Raw genomic sequence first — 16,753 nt, 5'->3', positions numbered from 1 at the left:
CGGACAGTCGACCGTCCGGTTCCTACGCGAATGCAGGACCTGTGTCGGCCGTCACTACACTCGCTGCGTTCGACGTCGCATGCGGTATCCACCTCGAGAGGAAACAACTGATGTACCCCTCGCAACCGGTAGCGCCCATCCCGGGCCACGGTGCCCCGCCTACCTACGCTCCACGGATGGCAGGCATGAGTCAGATGGGCCACCAGCAGACCACCGGTTCGATCAACGCCCTCGCGTCTTTCGTCACCTATGTCAAAGCGCTGGAGTCCTTGGACAAGAATCACTTTCCGGACGAGTACGCCACGCACAGCGATCGCATCAAGGAACTGAAGCCTTTCCTGCGCGCGCACGGCATCCTCGACGTCATGGCGATCAAGAATCCCGAGGTGGCTGCGCTCATCGGCGCGTAGCCGCACCGCGGCGGACGCGCCGCGCACCCCTCGGCTCGTGCCCGGCCAACCGACCCAGGCGATCGCATCGCAGCGGCTCGTCGGCGGGCACGAGCACCAGGAACCCCACCGTGCGGGCACGGCACCGGTGGCCGAATGCCGAATCGGCCCGGTGCCCGGTAGTGTTCTCGGTCATGCAGCCAGGACAGCTCGCTCCGCACTTCGAGCTTCCCGATCAGTCCGGCACCCCCCGCTCGCTCGACGCGTTGCTGGCGGACGGCCCGCTGGTTCTTTTCTTCTATCCCGCCGCAAATACCCCGGTCTGCACGGCCGAAGCCTGTCACTTCCGTGACCTGGCCGCCGAGTTCGCCGCCGTTGGCGCCACCTGCGTCGGCATCAGCACCGACAGCGTGGAGACCCAGGCCGGGTTCGCCGACAAGCAGCGCCTCGGCTATCCACTGCTCTCCGACTCCGACGGCGCGGTCGCGGCGCGGTTCGGCGTCAAACGCGGGCTACTCGGCAAGCTGGCGCCGGTGAAGCGGCAGACGTTCGTCATCGACACCGATCGCACGATCAGCAAGATCATCAGCGGCGAGCTGCGCGCCGCCGTGCACGCCGACGAAGCCCTGAAGTTCCTCAGGGCCAGGTAGCCGGCGCGACGCGCCGCGTCCACGGAGCCCGGTCCGGACCGATGGTCCGGCTTACGCTGGATTCATGACGTCGACCGAGGTTCAGCCGGGCGGACAGAAATCTATGTGGGCCACTTGGCGCGCGCGGATCATCGGTGGACTTGCGATCCTCGCGGTCCTCGTCATCGCCTACTTCATCCTGGCCGCGTTCATTCCGCGCTGGTGGGCGCAGCGCCTCGCGGGCGTGGTGGGAGGCAGCTTCGCCAAGGGCATCGGCTGGGGCCTGGTCTACGGCGGATTGGGTACCGCCGTGCCGCTTTTCCTGTTGCTGTCGGCCGTGCTGGTCTGGCGCCGCAAGGCAGGCAGATTTTTCGCGGGCGCGGCAGTGGTCGTCGCGATCCTGGCCGCGATCCCCAACCTGATGACCCTGACCATCGTGCTGGGCCGCAGTAACGCCGCCCATGCGGGCGAACGGATTCTGGACGTCGACGCGCCCGCGTTCCGCGGCGCCTCCCTCGTCGGCGCGATCGTGGCGGTACTGGTGTTCCTCGCAGTGGTGGGCCTGGTCCTGCTGCGCAAGTGGCGACGCAGGCACCCGAGAAAGTCGACCGGGCAGCCCACCGCACCGGCCCCGACGGCAGGCCCCAGCTCGACACACCCGGAGGCCTTATGAGTGAACTCATGTCATACGCCCATCTTTGTGACGGTCGAGCGAAGTCATGGCAAACTCACTATCACGGGTGACTGCGAACACGTTTTTCCATAGTCACTAGCTGACCACCGAAACCACGTCACTTGGCTTGAAAGAAGGCGCACAGTGACGAAGTGGCTAGACCCCGTCGAACAACGAGCTTGGCGCGCGACAGTGGCGCTGATAACCCGTCTACCAGGCGCTTTGGACACCCAGCTGCAGCGCGAATCCGGCATGACGCATTTCGAGTACTGGGTGCTTACCCTGCTGTCCGAGGAACCGGGGCACCGGCTGCAGATGAGCGAACTTGCCCAGAAGGCAAATGCATCGCTATCACGGCTGTCCCATGTGGTGTCGAAGCTGGAGCGCATGGGCTGGGCGCAGCGGTCGGCGACCGCCGGTCGACGCGGCGTGCACGCCGCACTGACCGACGACGGATATCTGAAGGTCATCGAGGCCGCGCCCGGATATCTGGACGCGGTGCGGCACATGGTGCTCGACGGTTTGGACGCCGATCAGACGGCCCAACTCGCCGAACTCGGCGAGCGGCTGGCCGAGCACTTGGCCGACGCACTGAACCAGCCCGGCGGGCTCCCCCCTTCTGGTAAGGACGACCAGTAGGCCGTCCGGTTCCTGAGCAGGCGCGTTCAGGACCCGGCAGCCAGTAGCACATCCGAGTCGAAGCACGTGCGCGTACCGGTGTGGCAGGCGGCGCCTTCCTGATCGACGACGAGCAGGATCGTGTCGCCGTCGCAGTCGAGCCGCACCTCGTGCACATACTGGGTGTGACCGGAGGTCTCCCCCTTGACCCAATACTGTTGCCGCGAGCGCGAATAGTACGTCGCTTTGCGGGTTTCCAGCGTCCGCGCAAGGGCCTCGTCGTCCATCCACGCGACCATCAGCACGTCACCGGTGGCACGCTCCTGCGCGACGGCGGACACCAGCCCGGCGTCGTTGCGCTTGAGACGGGCTGCGATGGCGGGATCGAGACTCATAGCACGGTTATAACAGGCACGCCGTGCGGTCGACGCCGGAGGTTCTCGCTCAGTTCGCGCGGGACCGCCGCAGCTCGCCGAGTACCTGCCAGGTGCGCCGCTGATCCTCGGGGGTGGTGAGGTCGGTCTGCGAAAATACGACATCCGTCGCGCCTGCCGCGAAGTACTCCTCGACGCGCGCCACGATCGTCTCCTCGGCGCCGATCACCACGAGATCGGCGGCGCGGGATTCGCCCGACAGTTCGATGATGCGGACATAGGACGGGATGTCGTCGTAGAACGCGGTCTGGGCTGTCGCGGCCGCGCGCGCGGCGTCGACGTCGGCGGTGACCACGCCGGGCACGAGGACCGTGATCCGCGGGCTGGGCCTGCCCGCCCGCTCGGCGGCCGCGGTGATCGGCGCGACGATGTGCTGGGCAAGTGCCTTCGGGCCGACCAGGAAGGGCAGGGTGCCGTCGGCCAGCTCGCCGGTGGCGCGCAGCACCTGCGGACCCATGGCGGCCACCAGAACGGGCACCGGCGGTCGCGCGCCCGCGACCGCGGCCGGCAGCGGCGGCGCGGCGGTGAGTGTCTCGCCGTGGAAGTCGACCGCGCCGGTGTGCAGCACGGTGCGCAGCGCGGTCAGGAACTCACGCAGCCGGGTGATCGGCCGGTCGAAGGACCCGCCGAACGCCGATTCGGCGAACGACTTCGCGCCGAGCCCGAGGCCGAGCGTGAACCGGCCGTGCGTCGCCGCCTGCGCGGTCTGCGCCTGACCGGCGATCAGCAGCGGATGTCGCGCGGTGATCGGCACCGCGGATGTGCCCACCTCGAGCTCCGGTACGGCGCGGCCCACCACGGTGGCCAGCGCGATTGCGTCACTGGTGAACGTCTGGCCGAACCAGAGCGAGGACAACCCGGCGGCTGCCACCTCCTCGCCGAGCGTTACCGCAGCGTCCACCGCGTTGTCGGTGGCGTCGAGCGCGAACGGGGACAACGCGATTCCGATGGTCATGCCTGAAGAAACGCGGTGGGGCTGCGACGCTTCCCGCCCGGCGGAATTCCGCCAATCGCTACCGGACGACGATTTTCTCCGCCCGCATCGAATCCTTGACCTGGCCGATGGTCAGGTCACCGAAGTGGAACACGCTGGCCGCCAACACCGCGTCGGCGCCCGCGTGGACGGCCGGGGCGAAGTGCTCGACCGCGCCCGCGCCGCCGCTGGCGATCACCGGCACCGTCACCGCCGCCCGCACCGCGCGGATCATCGGCAGATCGAAACCGGCCTTGGTCCCGTCGGCGTCCATCGAGTTGAGCAGGATCTCGCCGACGCCGAGTTCGGCGCCGCGCACCGCCCATTCGACCGCGTCGATGCCGGTACCGCGCTTACCGCCGTGCGTGGTCACCTCCCAGCCGGAAGGAGTGCCGGGCCGACCGTCCGGCACGGTCCGCGCGTCCACCGACAGCACGATGCACTGGGAGCCGAACCGCTCGGACATCTCGCGCAACACCTCGGGGCGTGCGATCGCGGCGGTGTTCACCGACACCTTGTCGGCGCCTGCCCGCAGCAGGCGGTCCACGTCGTCGACAGTGCGCACGCCGCCGCCGACGGTGAGCGGGATGAAGATCTGTTCAGCGGTGCGGGTCACCACGTCGATCATGGTGCCGCGGTCGCCGGCGGAGGCGGTGACGTCGAGAAAGGTCAGTTCGTCGGCACCTTGCGCGTCGTAGAGGGCGGCCAGCTCGACGGGATCGCCCGCGTCGCGCAGGTTTTCGAACTTCACGCCCTTGACCACCCGGCCGGCATCGACGTCCAAACACGGAATCACGCGTACTGCCAACGTCATTGCCTCACCCCTCCTCCGCGGTCGCGGGGTCGGCGACCGTGCAGATCATGTCGAGCAGTTCTTCGTGCACCCCGGGCGCGGCCGCGAGCACCGAGCCGGACGTGATCGTCCACGGCGCGCCCGCCAGGTCGGTGACCACGCCGCCCGCCGCGCGCACCAACGCGACGCCTGCCGCGTTGTCCCACGGATGGTGCCCGAAGACGATCGCGCCGCCGAGCACGCCGGAGGCGGTGAACGCCAAATCGATACCGGTGGAGCCGTGCATGCGAACCCGGGAGGACAACCTGCTCAGCGGGCCGAGCAGATCGAAGCGGAACTGCCCCGGGAGGCGACCACGCGAATCTACGTTGAAGGCGCCGAAACCGATCATCGCCTCGGCCAGCTTGCCTTGTGGCAGCGGCGGCAGCGCATGGCCGTCCAGCAACACCGGACCACCGGCCACGGCAGCGTAGCGGCGACCGAGCAGCGGCAGCCAGGTAAGGCCGAGCACCGGCTCGCCGTCGCGCACAAGCGCGAGCAGCATGCCTGAGAGCGGATGCCCCGACGAATAATTGAACGTGCCATCAATCGGGTCGAGCACCCAGGTGGCGCCCGAGGTGAGCTGGGGTCCGCCGAATTCCTCGCCATGCACCTCGATTCCGGTGCACCGCTCCAGCTCGGCGGAGATGGTGCGCTCCAGTTCCAGGTCGAGCTCGGTGGCGAAGTCGTTGCGGCCTTTGGTGACCGCACTCGGCGCGCCGATACCCTGGACGAACCGCGGGCTCACCGAATCCAGGATCTCGCTCGCCACGGCGAGCAGGGTCGTCAGCTCGCCGCTCATCTCACCGCGGCCAGCGCCTCGGGCAGGGTGAACCGGCCCGCGTAGAGAGCCTTGCCGACGATCGAGCCCTCGACGCCGTCCGGCACCAGCTCGGCGATCGCGACCAGATCTTCGATGGTGGAGACGCCACCGGAAGCGATCACCGGCGCGTCGGTCGCCGCGCAGACCTCACGCAGCAGGTCGAGGTTGGGGCCGGTGAGCGTGCCGTCTTTGGTCACATCGGTTACCACGTAGCGCGAGCAGCCGTCGCGCTCGAGGCGCTCGAGCACCTCCCACAGGTCGCCGCCGTCGCTGACCCAGCCGCGGCCGCGCAGCCGATGCTCGCCGTCGACGATGCGCACGTCCAAGCCGACGGCGATCCGATCGCCGTGGCGTGCTATCGCCTTGGCGCACCAGACCGGGTCCTCCAACGCGGCGGTGCCGAGGTTCACCCGGGCGCAGCCGGTAGCCAGGGCTGCCTCCAGGGTCTCGTCATCGCGGATGCCGCCGGACAGCTCGACCTTGACGTCGAGTTCCCCGACCACGCCCGCGAGCAGCTCCCGATTCGAGCCGCGACCGAAGGCCGCGTCCAGATCGACCAGATGGACCCATTCCGCGCCGGCTTCCTGCCACGCCAGCGCCGCGTCGCGAGGCGAGCCGTAGCTGGTTTCGCTACCGGCCTCCCCCTGCACGAGGCGCACGGCCTCTCCATTGGCGACATCGACAGCGGGCAGCAGCACAAGACTCACGAGAGCAGCCTAGTGGTTGGCCGCCCGCGCGCGAGCCCGGGCCTGCGCTGATGGGACCTCGATCACCGTCGCCGGGGTCGGCCGCTGTGCGCGTCCAGGATGCGGGTGAGCAGCGTGACCAGCGTGCGACGGTCTGCGGCGGAGAACCCGGCCAGCAGCTCGTCCTGGGCGCCCGCCAGGCGCTGGTCGAGATCGTCCAGGTGCCGCGTGCCGGCGGCAGTGAGGGTGACGATGTTGCGGCGACGATCGGCGGGATCGGGGCTTCGGGCGACGAAACCGCGCTCGGCGAGATCGTTCACCGCCGCGACGACATCGCTGCGGTCGATGCGGGTGCGCCTGCCCAGCTCGGCCTGGCTGGCCGCACCGAACTCCCCCAACGCCGCGAGCAGCGCGTAGTGGTGACGACGGGAGCCGGTGGCCTCCAGCGCCCGCTCGGTTGCCCGATTCGCCACGAGCGCGACCTGGTTGACCAACCGGGTCGGCAGAATCCGCAGCCTGCCAGGGGCGTCCTCGTGCGCGATCTCCATGCGGTCAATCTACCCACTTGTTGGTATCACCCACAATCTGATACGTTGGTGTGGCCAACGTTGGAGTTGCCAACGTTTAGCTCGAAAGGCGCCATTGATGAACAAGATTCGCCAGGCCCTCCCCCTGCCGGCTCTCCCGCTGGCCGCCCTCGCCGCCGCCTGCACCTCCCCGACTGCCGGGAACGACTCGGCACACGAGCTACACGACATGCTGGACCGCCACCAGATCACTGCCCTCGTCGACCGACTCGGCCGTGTGCTGGACGAGGGCCGCTTCGACGACCTGCGCGAGATCTACACCGCCGACGCCACCGCGAAGACCCCCGGCGGCACGGCCGATGGCCGCGACGCGCTGATCACCCAAGCGAGCCGGAACCACACCGATGACAAGCGGATTCAGCACTTCATCAGCAACGTGATCGTCGATCTTCGCGGCGATGCCGCGGACGTTCGAGCCAACCTCATCGCCACTTTCGCGCCGGCGGCGAACGAGTCGATTCCGCAGCCGCAATACACCCTCGGCGAGATCTACCGCTTCGACGCGGTCCGCACCAGGGAAGGCTGGCGGCTGGCCCGGGTCGAGACCACCCCGATCTGGTCCCTCGGCACCCGTCCGTAATCAGCGCGCAGCAAGGACGTGCGCCCGGGTAGCAGGGTAGCTCCGGCCAGCACAACGAAAAGCGCTGTCATACTCACGAATCGAGAGGCACCTGCTGGCGGACGGCTGATGCAGGTGGCCACGAGATCGCCTGGGGCCGGTATCGTTTCCGCGCGGCGATCACCCCCGGTCGCCGATTCCACCTCGCATTGAGGAACTGAATGTCACGAAAGACACTCCCTGCCGCACTGCTACTTTCGGCAGCCACCTGCTCGGCGGCATTCGCCGCCGCGCCCCTTGCCGCCGCGGCGGCGCCCGAGGAGGCACGCTTGGCCGGCTGCGAATTCGGCAGAGCCGCAATGACATACGACTATGCGCGGTTCGGCGACCATGCCCGCAGAGTGCTCGAGCTGAGCACCGGCGAATTCCGTACCGAGTTCGAGAACTTCCGCCCCAACATCCAGTCCGGCGCGGAGGCCGCGCACGCGCGGGCGCAGGCCGACTCGGCCGACTGCCGCGTCGTCTCCGGCGACGACAACCGGGCCGAAGTAGCCGTCGACGTGGTACGCACGGTGACGAGTGACGAAACCGACGGCATGCCTCAGACCGGCCGCGTGTCGATGACCGTCACGGTGGACAACGCGGACGGACGCTGGCTGGTCAGCAAGGTCCAGTCGAACTGAGCCGGTGGGCGATCCCGCGCCCCGGCGCGCGGGATCGTCTACAGCGACCGCACCCAGTTCGCCAGCAGGTGAGCGCCCGCGTCGCCGGATTTCTCCGGGTGGAACTGGGTTGCCGACAGCGCACCGTTCTCCACCGCGGCCAGGAACGGCACACCGTGCTCGGACCAGGTCAGCTTGGGTGAGGCGAAGTGCTCGCTGGGCGGTAGATCCCAGGTCTGCGCGGCATAGGAGTGCACGAAGTAGAAGCGGGTCTCGGAATCCAGGCCCGCGAACAGGACACTGTCAGTCGGGGCGGAGACGGTGTTCCAGCCCATGTGCGGCAGCACCGGCGCGGACAGCCGTTCGACGGTGCCCGGCCATTCGGCGCAGCCGTCGGTTTCCACGCCGAACTCGACCCCGCGATCGAAGAGGATCTGCATGCCGACGCAGATGCCGAGGACGGGGCGCCCACCGGCCAGTCGCTGGCCGATCATGCGCTCGCCGCGCACTTCCCGCAACCCCGCCATGCACGCGGCGAAGGCGCCGACACCGGGCACGACCAGACCGTCGGCGGCCAGCGCGAGTCGCGGGTCGGCGGTCACCTCGACCCGCGCGCCCACCCGGGCCAGCGCCCGTTCGGCGGAGTGCAGGTTGCCCGAGCCGTAGTCGAGCAGTGCGACGGATTTCGTGGTCATGCGTGCGCCTCGCTGACACTCGGCTCCGACATGACCACACTCGTGGCCGCATCGATGGTCCGCTCGCTCACAGCGTTCCCTTCGTCGACGGGACACCGCTGACCCGGGGGTCGAGTTCCACCGCGGCGCGCAATGCCCGTGCGACCGCCTTGAACTCGGCCTCGGTGACATGGTGCTGGTCGCGGCCGTAGAGCACGCGCACATGCAGGGCGATGCGCGCGTTCAGCGCGATCGACTCGAACACGTGCCGGTTCAGCACGGTGGAATACGGCGCTCCGGGGCCGGATCCCGGAATCACGGCATGCAGCAGGTGTTCCGGCTCGCCGGTGTGCACACAGTAGGGACGGCCGGACACGTCGACCGCGGCGTGCGCCAGTGTCTCGTCCATCGGGATGTAGGCGTCACCGAACCGGCGGATACCCGCCTTGTCGCCCAGCGCTTCGCCCAGCGCCTGCCCGAACACGATCGCGGTGTCCTCCACCGTGTGGTGCGCCTCGATCTCGATGTCGCCCTCCGCGCGCACGGTCAGGTCGAAGGCGGCGTGCGCGCCGAGCGCGGTCAGCATGTGGTCGTAGAACGGGACGCCGGTGGCGATCTCGGTCCTGCCGGTGCCGTCCAGATCCAGCTCGACGACGATGCTGGATTCCTTCGTGACCCGCTCCACCCGTGCGGTCCTACTCATGCTCACTTCCAATCGGGTTGTCGCCGACGGTTTCCCGGCGCTGGTTCATCGTGGCGTGAGGTCGGTGCCGACCAGTGCGCCGCTGATCTTCAGCAGTTCGTCGTTTTCCGCGGCGAGACCGATGGTGGTCCTCAGGTAGCCGGGAATGCCGACGTCGCGGATCAGCACGCCGTGGTCCAGATACCGCTGCCACGTGTGCGCGGCGTCGGTGAAGCGACCGAACAACAAGAAGTTGGCGTCACTGGGGATCACGTCGAATCCCATGTCCAGCAATGCCGCCGCGACCCGGTCGCGCTGCGCGGCCAGTTCGGCGACGCTTCCGAGGGTCTCGTCGGCGTGCCGCAACGCCGCGCGCGCGGCGGCCTGGGTGACCACAGACAGGTGGTAGGGCAGCCGCACCAGCAGCATCGCGTCGATGACCGCGGGCGCGGCGACCAGATAGCCGAGGCGCCCGCCGGCGAACGCGAAGGCCTTGCTCATCGTCCTGGTCACCACCAGCTTCGCCGGGAACCGATCGATCAGCCCGATGGCGCTGGGCTGCGCGGAGAACTCGCCGTAGGCCTCGTCGACCACCACGATGCCCGGGGCTGCCGAAAGGATACGGGCCAGGTCGTCCTGCGGAATGCTGTGTCCGGTGGGGTTGTTCGGGCTGGTCACGAACACCACGTCGGGGGCGCGGTCGGCGATGTCGGCCAGCGCGCGGGCGATGTCGAGGGAGAAGTCGTCGTTGCGCTTCGCTTCGACCCACTCGGTATCGATGCCCTCGGCGATGATCGGGTGCATCGAATACGAGGGCACGAAACCCAGTGCGCTGCGGCCCGGTCCGCCGAACGCCTGCAGCAGTTGCTGCAGGATCTCGTTGGAGCCATTCGCCGCCCAGACGTTGCCGGTGTCCACCGCGACGCCGGTCTGCCTCGTCAGGTACTCGGCCAGGTCGGTGCGCAGAGCCACCGCGTCCCGGTCCGGGTAGCGGTGCAGATCGGCGGCGGCGGCCCGGATCGATTCGGCGACGTCGTCGATCAACGCCTGGCTCGGCGGGTGCGGGTTCTCGTTCGTGTTGAGCTGCACGGGGACCGTCAATTGCGGTGCCCCATAGGGCTTCTTCCCGCGCAAATTCTCCCGTAGCGGCAGATCGTCCAGGCTCACGGTCGCGCCGGGCGTGTGCACCGAGCGGGTCACGACAGCGCCTCGAAACGCGCTTGCACGGCCTGGCCGTGCGCGGGCAGGTCCTCGGCATTCGCCAGCGCCACCACATGGCCCGCGACATCCTTCAGCGCTGCCTCCGTGTACTCCACCACGTGGATGCCGCGCAGGAAGGTCTGCACGCTCAGGCCCGAGGAGTGCCGCGCGCAGCCCGCCGTGGGCAGGACATGGTTGGAGCCCGCGCAATAATCACCCAGGCTGACCGGCGCGTACGCGCCGACGAACACCGCTCCGGCGCTGCGGACCCTGGCCGCGACCGCGGGCGCGTCGGCGGTCTGGATCTCCAGGTGCTCGGCGGCGTAGGCATTCACCACGCGCAGCCCCTGCTCGATGTCGTCGACGAGGACGGTGCCGGACTGCTTGCCGCGCAACGCCTCGCTCACCCGGTGCGCGTGCTTGACCACGATCAGCTGCGCGGACAGCGCCGCGTCCACCGCGTCGGCCAGCCGCGCGCTGTCGGTGACGAGCACGCTGGCGGCCAGCACGTCGTGCTCGGCCTGGCTGATCAGGTCGGCGGCGACGTGCACCGGATCGGCGGTCGCGTCGGCGAGGATCGCGATCTCGGTGGGGCCCGCCTCGGCGTCGATACCGACCAGGCCACGGCACAACCGCTTGGCCGCGGTGACGAAGATGTTGCCGGGCCCGGTGATCAGGTCGACCGGCTCCAGCGCGGCGCCGTCGGTATCGACGCCGCCATAGGACAGCAGCGCGACGCCCTGGGCTCCGCCGACCGCCCACACCTCGTCGACGCCGAGCAGCTGCGCGGCGGCGAGGATGGTGGGGTGCGGCAGCCCGCCGAACTGCGCTTGCGGCGGCGAGGCCACCACCAGCGAGCCGACACCCGCGGTCTGCGCGGGCACCACGTTCATCACGACGCTGGACGGGTAGACGGCGTTGCCGCCGGGCACGTACAGACCGACCCGCTCGACAGGCACCCAGCGTTCGGTGACGGTGCCGCCCGGCACCACTTCGGTGGTCTTGTCGCGGCGCCGCTGATCCGCGTGCACCTGACGCGCCCTCGCGATGGATTCCTCCAACGCCGCGCGCACCGCCGGGTCCAGCCGATCCAGCGCGGCTTCCAGCTCGGCCGCGGGCACTCGTACCGTCGCCGGGATCACGCCGTCGAAGCGCTCACCGAACTCCAGCGCGGCCGACACTCCGTGATCCCGGACTGCTTCGACGATCGGCCGCACCTGATGCAGCACCGAGTCCACGTCGACTCCCCCGCGCGGCAGCGCGGCGCGCAGCTCGGCGACAGAGGGAGTGCGACCGCGCAGATCGACGCGGGCGAGCTCGATGCGGGTTGTCATGTGGGTTCGATCCTTGTCTCCAGCAGATCCGCAACAGGAAAGTTGCAGCTACCAGCCTAATGGTCCGGCGCCAGCCGTTATCGGTGTGGTCGGCGCGACCGGCTGGCTTCGAAGCGTGTTCCCAGGTCGGCCCGCCGGTGGGCTTCTCAGGGCGCCGCGAAGTGTGGTGGCGCTCTCTTCTGGTGGTCAACGCGACGGCGGCCCCCGCGGCGCAGTCCGCCGTCGACCCCGAAACACGAGAGCATCCGAACACAACGGCCAAACGAACACGACAGCATCGAAAGGCGGCGATCGACGGGACAGCGAGGTACGGCGACCGGATCGGGCCTGCCGCCACGGCGGCACGCGCCGGGCGGTCCCGGTGACCGACTAGCGGGTGTCGTTATCGATGAGCAGGCGCCCCGCGGAGCTGATCACCCGCAGCGTCAAGCTCTTGGTCTGGCCTTCTACGGTGAGGCTCGCCAGTCGCATGTCGACCGACCCGTCGTCGTTGTTCGTCCGCTTGGCCGCCTCGATGGTGGCGAAGTTGTCGATGGTCCGCGAACCCCAGTACTGACGGAAACTCTGCTCGCTGCCGTACACCTTCTGCGCGGCCGGGGTCAGCAGTGACCAGGAACCACTCGGGTCGCTGTAGAACTGCTCTATCAGGCGACCGGCCGCCCCGATATCGACCCGCTCCCCAGAGTTGGCTGTCCGACCTGGCTCGGTCGGAATGGTCGAGGACATACCGGGATTCGCCGTAGCGCTCGCCGACAGCGAGCTCGCCTGCGCGTTCGGCGAATCGGAGTCAGAATCGCTGAACGCGCTGATCAGCAGCGCCGAGACGGCGGCGATCGCGCCGACCAGCGCACCGACCAGTACCGCGCGCCGCTTGCCGCCCGAACGCTGCGTGGGGATCGGGCGCGGCTGGGCCATAGTGCGCGGGTGCGCCGCGGTGTCCAGCTGCGCGGCGGCGCGCGGCGGCGCAGGTTCCGAACGCTGATGGCGCTCGGTCGGCGTGTACGGCGCCGACGCCATCGCCGATGGACGCAGCGCGCGGGTCCGCGATTCGGGCTCGCCCGCCCTCGGGCGCGCGAAAGCCTCACTCGCCGGGACGAATCCGGCAGCCACCGGCGCGGGACCCGAGTCGGCGAGCGCGGCGAGCTGCTCGCGCGCCGCGCGCATCGTCGGACGTTCCGCGGGCTCGGGGCTGAGCAGATCCAGGAGGAAATCCGTGGCGGGCCCCGCGTTTCGCGGATGGCTGACCTGACCGTTGGCGGCCGCGTACAACACCGCGAGCGGATTGGCGCTCGCGCCGTAGGGCGGTTCGGCCTCCAGCGCGTGGAACAGCGTGGCGCCCAAAGCGAAAACGTCCGACGCGGGCGTCGGATCGGCGCCGCGGGCCATCTCCGGCGCGAGATAGGCGGCAGTGCCGCAGATCAGGCCGGTTTCGGTGAGCGTGACATCGCCGGTCGCTCGGGAGATGCCGAAGTCGGTGATCTTCACCGTGCCGTGGTCGTCGAGCAGGATATTGCCCGGCTTGACGTCGCGATGCACGATGCCCGCCTGATGCGCGGCGATCAGCGCCGACGCGACCTGCTCGCCGATCCGAGCGACCTGGGTCAGCGGCAGCGTGCCCTGCGCGGCGATCACCGCGGCGAGGCTCTTGGACTTCAGGTACTCCATCACCAGGCAGGGGTCGCCGTCGTGCTCGGTGATATCGAACACGACGATCGCGTTCGGATGCTGGAAGCGGGCGGCATTGCGGGCCTCCCGGATCGCGCGCTGGCGCACCACGTCCCGCTCGGCCTCTGGGAGGCTCGGCTGGATATGGATCTGTTTGACGGCCACGGAGCGCTGGAGGCGTTCGTCGACGGCGCGCCAAACTATGCCTGTGCCGCCGCTACCAATCCGCTCGACCAGGCGGTAGTGCTCCGCGATCAACTGACCGGTATCGATGGCGCCTACTCCGAACCTTCTCGAAATCGTGACATCCCGCATATTGATTAAGCACGCGGGTCGGGGACGAGTGTAGCCTGCGCCGGAACTTCGGCACGCGCCAGCCGGGCTTGTCCTCCGCCCAAAACGCCCCGAACGGACTAACGCGACGTCCGCAACATCCGGCCCGCCGCGTCTACCGCGGGACCCGAACTGCCCGCATCGCTGACGAACACGGCAAACGCCAAGTCACCGTCGATACCGACGAACCAGCCGTGCGCGTGGGTGTCGTCGATGTATTCCGCGGTGCCGGTTTTGCCGAGCAGGCCGGGGATGTCGCGCAACTGCGTCGCGGTGCCGCCGGTGATCGTCTCGCGCATCATGGATTTCAGCTGGTCAGCGATGGTCGGCGGGAGCACGGCCGGGGTCTGGTCCTGGGTTCCCCGCTGTCCTTCGACCAACGTGGGCACGGGCACCGCGCCGTGCGCGATGGACGCCGCGACCAGCGCCATCCCGAACGGAGATGCTGTCACCTGTCCTTGACCGATCGCGGATTCCACCCGCAGGGCGGATGTGTCGGCGGGCGGCACCTTCCCGGTGACAGTGGTAAGGCCTGGTGTGATGTAGTCGATCCCCAGCCCGAGTTGCGTGGCCGCGTTCGTCAGCGCGTCGGCGGGAAGTCGCGCCCCGAGCGCGCCCATCGTGGTGTTGCAGGAGCGGGCGAACGCGGTATGCAGCGGAACCTCGCCCAAGTCGAATTTATTGTCGTTGGGAATGCGACGACCCTCGATATTCGCGGTGCCGGGGCAGGGCAGCACCGTGTCGGGAGTCACCGTGCCCGCCTGCAGCGCGGCGGAGACAGTGATGGTCTTGAACGTCGAACCCGGCGGGTACAGGCCGGTCAGCGCGATCGGCCCCTGGGTGTCGGCGGCGCTGTTCTGCGCGACCGCGACCACGTCGCCGGTGGACGGTTGCAGGGCGACGATCGCGGCGGGCTGGGCGATCGGCGCGAGCGCCGCTTCCGCCGCGCGCTGCAGGCCGACGTCGAGGGTGGTCGCGATGTCGGCGGTCGGCGTCGGATCAGCACCGGCGACGCGCTGGGGGCCCTGCGAAGTCTGCGCCAGCACCGCCCAACCCGCATTCGCGTCGGCCGACTTCTGCCATAGCTCGGTAAGCCCGGACATGGTCGGCGCGGCGAGCGCCTTGTCGGTGGTCAGCAGCCGGGTCTGCGGTGTGAGGGTGACGCCGGGCACCGCGGCGAGCAGGTCCTGGATCGGGGCGATGTCGGCGCCGCGCAAGGTGATGGCGGTGATCGGCTTACCTTGCCCCACGGCCAGATCCGATTGCAGCGACTGCGCTGTGATGCCGGGGGCGAGCGGACCGAGTAGGTCCGCCAGCGCGGGGAGGTCGGCGCCGGGGGCGACGTTCACCAGCGTGACGACCTGCTCAGTCATCAACTCGCCCCCGGCGGAGTCGAGGATGCGGGCCGGTGGTGGAGAGACCAGGCGGTAGCTCAACGGCCCCGCGGCCAGCCCGGGGGCGATAGTGGCGGGATCCCACTTCACCTTCCACCCCTCGCCGGTGTCACGCGCGGCCCCGTTGGTGGTGTAGGTCCACTCGGACTTGCCCTCTTTGCCCAGTTTCCAGGTCGCGGCCAGCGAAAAACCGTTCTCGTCCGCCGAGCGGACCTCGAAACGGACGTCCTTGCCGAGCCCGTCGTAGAGCTTGCCGAGCGTGTCGGTCGCGGTGGCCGGATTGTCGGTGAGTGCGGCGGCCGCAGCGACGTCGTCGCGGTTCAGCGCGTCGGCGAACTGCCCAGCCACGGTGTCGGGCTGGTCCGGTCCGGACGAGCAGGCAGCGAGCACGAGCGCTGGTGCGGCGAACAGGACGAGGTACTTCCGGTAGGTACGCACGCCGACGACACTATCGGGCCGAGGCGACAGGACGGGGCAGGTCACGCCACCGGACCTTGGAGAGACGCACCACCGGACCGTCGGGGACACCGAATCCCGCGACGGCGCGATGCGGTCGGGCAAGGCGCGGTCGCGACAGACAACGGATACCGCTCAACCCCACATGTACGCGACACCCCGGATTTCCGAGCGCGACCGAGCATCGAGGCCCGGCTCGCGTGCGGCCGCTGGGACGCGAGCCATCAAGGAGCCCCGAACACTCAGCGCCCCACAAACGAACACAGTGCGGCGGCATCGGCCTCGGTGAGGTCGATGTCGAATATCTCGGTGAGAATCTTGGGCAGGTCAGCCGGGTCGAGTTCGCGCGAATCGCTCGAGCCGTCCGGGCGCTCGGTGGTCAAGGTGGTGCCGTCCAGCACGTGGTGCACGTCCGGGAGGAAGCGCTGCACGTACGGCCGCATAGTGAATGGCGATCGCGGCGAGGTGGACACGAAGTGGTTGCCGACGGCGTAGTCGATCTGGTACTGCGGGCTCGAGGTGAAGGTGTGACGGTCGATCCAGCCCTCCCTACCGAACTGGTGCAGCACCCACAGGTCCGAGTCCAGCGCACCGACCGTGTGCTCCAACCGGAACTTCCACGCGCCCGCCGCGAATTCGCCGGTCCGCGTGGATAATTCGAATGGCTCGAGTGGGCCGAAACCGAACCCCACGTCGCACAGCCAGACCCGGTCGTCCTCGGCGGTCGTCACGCGTAGCAGAGCATGCGTAGCGGGACGAAGCCCTTCGCCCGCGCCCATGCTCACCCGGCCGCTGAGGCCGATGACGCCGAAACCGAGCCGTTCCAGCGCCGCCGCGAACAGTCCGACGTTCTCGTAGCAGTATCCACCGCGGCGGCGACGGACCATCTTGTCCTGCAAAGTCGCCAGGTCCAACTGGATCGACCGCCCGAGAATGATCTCCAAGTTCTCGAACGGGATCGATGTGGTGTGCGCGCGCACGAGCGCGCGCAGCGTGGCGACGGTGGGCGCGCGCTCCCCGTCGAACCCGATCCGCCCTAGGTAGGCGTCCAAGTCCAGGTCGGCGCCGTTCCAGTGGTATGCCGGGTCCGTCGGCTGGGTCATCGTGTCCTCACTTCGTTGTCGGTGTCCCCCGGATCAACCGTCTCGCG

General features: G+C 69.0%; 21 protein-coding genes. 7 read left to right on the top strand and 14 right to left on the bottom strand.

Annotated features, from left to right (window positions below):
* Positions 1–176 precede the first annotated feature (176 nt).
* A complete protein-coding gene (locus AB0H00_RS21220) occupies positions 177–410 on the top strand; it encodes a hypothetical protein (protein ID WP_357268573.1) in 234 nt (77 codons plus the stop codon).
* Here the strand turns inward: AB0H00_RS21220 and AB0H00_RS21215 are convergent.
* Positions 397–585: a hypothetical protein gene (locus AB0H00_RS21215; protein ID WP_357268571.1), complete on the bottom strand. Its 189-nt coding sequence runs from the start codon at positions 583–585 to the stop codon at positions 397–399. The genes AB0H00_RS21220 and AB0H00_RS21215 overlap by 14 nt on opposite strands.
* Between AB0H00_RS21215 and AB0H00_RS21210 the strand changes: the two genes are divergently transcribed.
* The 3 genes from AB0H00_RS21210 (at position 584) to AB0H00_RS21200 (ending at position 2,330) form a co-directional block, all read left to right on the top strand.
* Positions 584–1,039: a peroxiredoxin gene (locus tag AB0H00_RS21210; RefSeq protein WP_357268569.1), complete on the top strand. Its 456-nt coding sequence runs from the start codon at positions 584–586 to the stop codon at positions 1,037–1,039. The genes AB0H00_RS21215 and AB0H00_RS21210 overlap by 2 nt on opposite strands.
* Positions 1,040–1,103: 64 nt before the next feature.
* A complete protein-coding gene (locus AB0H00_RS21205) occupies positions 1,104–1,691 on the top strand; it encodes a permease (RefSeq protein ID WP_357268567.1) in 588 nt (195 codons plus the stop codon).
* A gap of 144 nt (positions 1,692–1,835) precedes the next feature.
* Entirely contained in the window at positions 1,836–2,330 is a 495-nt protein-coding gene (locus AB0H00_RS21200; protein WP_357268565.1) for a MarR family transcriptional regulator, read from the top strand.
* A gap of 26 nt (positions 2,331–2,356) precedes the next feature.
* Here the strand turns inward: AB0H00_RS21200 and hisI are convergent, their stop codons facing one another.
* The 6 genes from hisI to AB0H00_RS21170 form a co-directional block, all read right to left on the bottom strand.
* Positions 2,357–2,704, bottom strand: coding sequence for a phosphoribosyl-AMP cyclohydrolase (gene hisI / locus AB0H00_RS21195; RefSeq protein WP_357268563.1), 348 nt, complete (start codon positions 2,702–2,704; stop codon positions 2,357–2,359).
* Between the two features lie 49 nt (positions 2,705–2,753).
* Complete coding sequence (locus AB0H00_RS21190; RefSeq protein ID WP_357268561.1) at positions 2,754–3,698, bottom strand: TIGR03564 family F420-dependent LLM class oxidoreductase; 945 nt, start codon at positions 3,696–3,698, stop codon at positions 2,754–2,756.
* Positions 3,699–3,756: 58 nt separating this feature from the next.
* On the bottom strand, positions 3,757–4,530 hold the full coding sequence (gene hisF / locus AB0H00_RS21185) for an imidazole glycerol phosphate synthase subunit HisF (protein WP_357268559.1): 774 nt from the start codon (positions 4,528–4,530) through the stop codon (positions 3,757–3,759).
* Between the two features lie 4 nt (positions 4,531–4,534).
* The gene (locus tag AB0H00_RS21180; RefSeq protein ID WP_357268557.1) at positions 4,535–5,350 is read right to left on the bottom strand and encodes an inositol monophosphatase; all 816 of its coding nucleotides are present in this window, start codon (positions 5,348–5,350) and stop codon (positions 4,535–4,537) included.
* Positions 5,347–6,078 (bottom strand): bifunctional 1-(5-phosphoribosyl)-5-((5-phosphoribosylamino)methylideneamino)imidazole-4-carboxamide isomerase/phosphoribosylanthranilate isomerase PriA, encoded by a 732-nt coding sequence (gene priA / locus AB0H00_RS21175; protein ID WP_357268555.1) that lies wholly within the window; start codon positions 6,076–6,078, stop codon positions 5,347–5,349. Before priA ends, AB0H00_RS21180 begins: the two co-directional genes overlap by 4 nt.
* 62 nt (positions 6,079–6,140) lie before the next feature.
* Entirely contained in the window at positions 6,141–6,605 is a 465-nt protein-coding gene (locus AB0H00_RS21170) for a MarR family transcriptional regulator (RefSeq protein WP_357268553.1), read from the bottom strand.
* Between the two features lie 97 nt (positions 6,606–6,702).
* On the opposite strand from AB0H00_RS21170, the gene AB0H00_RS21165 reads away from it, so the two are divergent.
* Positions 6,703–7,224 carry a nuclear transport factor 2 family protein gene (locus AB0H00_RS21165; protein WP_357268551.1) on the top strand — a complete coding sequence of 174 codons (522 nt, stop codon included), beginning with the start codon at positions 6,703–6,705 and terminating at the stop codon, positions 7,222–7,224.
* Between the two features lie 200 nt (positions 7,225–7,424).
* Positions 7,425–7,886 carry a hypothetical protein gene (locus tag AB0H00_RS21160; protein ID WP_357268549.1) on the top strand — a complete coding sequence of 154 codons (462 nt, stop codon included), beginning with the start codon at positions 7,425–7,427 and terminating at the stop codon, positions 7,884–7,886.
* Between the two features lie 38 nt (positions 7,887–7,924).
* Here AB0H00_RS21160 and hisH read toward each other — a convergent pair whose 3' ends face one another.
* From hisH to AB0H00_RS21135, 5 genes are all read right to left on the bottom strand, one after another.
* Positions 7,925–8,560 carry an imidazole glycerol phosphate synthase subunit HisH gene (gene hisH, locus AB0H00_RS21155; protein WP_357268547.1) on the bottom strand — a complete coding sequence of 212 codons (636 nt, stop codon included), beginning with the start codon at positions 8,558–8,560 and terminating at the stop codon, positions 7,925–7,927.
* A 67-nt stretch (positions 8,561–8,627) separates the two neighbouring features.
* On the bottom strand, positions 8,628–9,242 hold the full coding sequence (gene hisB / locus AB0H00_RS21150; protein WP_357268545.1) for an imidazoleglycerol-phosphate dehydratase HisB: 615 nt from the start codon (positions 9,240–9,242) through the stop codon (positions 8,628–8,630).
* Between the two features lie 45 nt (positions 9,243–9,287).
* A complete protein-coding gene (locus tag AB0H00_RS21145) occupies positions 9,288–10,421 on the bottom strand; it encodes a histidinol-phosphate transaminase (RefSeq protein ID WP_357268543.1) in 1,134 nt (377 codons plus the stop codon).
* On the bottom strand, positions 10,418–11,755 hold the full coding sequence (hisD, locus tag AB0H00_RS21140; RefSeq protein WP_357268541.1) for a histidinol dehydrogenase: 1,338 nt from the start codon (positions 11,753–11,755) through the stop codon (positions 10,418–10,420). Before hisD ends, AB0H00_RS21145 begins: the two co-directional genes overlap by 4 nt.
* A 369-nt stretch (positions 11,756–12,124) precedes the next feature.
* The gene (locus AB0H00_RS21135; protein ID WP_357268775.1) at positions 12,125–13,624 is read right to left on the bottom strand and encodes a protein kinase; all 1,500 of its coding nucleotides are present in this window, start codon (positions 13,622–13,624) and stop codon (positions 12,125–12,127) included.
* Between AB0H00_RS21135 and AB0H00_RS21130 the strand changes: the two genes are divergently transcribed.
* Positions 13,565–13,744: a hypothetical protein gene (locus tag AB0H00_RS21130; RefSeq protein ID WP_357268813.1), complete on the top strand. Its 180-nt coding sequence runs from the start codon at positions 13,565–13,567 to the stop codon at positions 13,742–13,744. The two genes, AB0H00_RS21135 and AB0H00_RS21130, sit on opposite strands and share 60 nt — an antisense overlap.
* Before the next feature lie 89 nt (positions 13,745–13,833).
* Here the strand turns inward: AB0H00_RS21130 and AB0H00_RS21125 are convergent, their stop codons facing one another.
* Positions 13,834–15,585, bottom strand: a complete 1,752-nt coding sequence (locus tag AB0H00_RS21125; RefSeq protein WP_357268539.1) for a penicillin-binding transpeptidase domain-containing protein — start codon at positions 15,583–15,585, stop codon at positions 13,834–13,836.
* 260 nt (positions 15,586–15,845) lie between these two features.
* Positions 15,846–16,706: an arylamine N-acetyltransferase gene (locus tag AB0H00_RS21120; protein ID WP_357268537.1), complete on the bottom strand. Its 861-nt coding sequence runs from the start codon at positions 16,704–16,706 to the stop codon at positions 15,846–15,848.
* Positions 16,707–16,753: the final 47 nt, after the last annotated feature.

The sequence above is a fragment of the Nocardia sp. NPDC023852 genome (assembly GCF_040639505.1).
Lineage (GTDB): Bacteria > Actinomycetota > Actinomycetes > Mycobacteriales > Mycobacteriaceae > Nocardia.
This window is presented reverse-complemented; position numbering and strand designations above follow the sequence as displayed.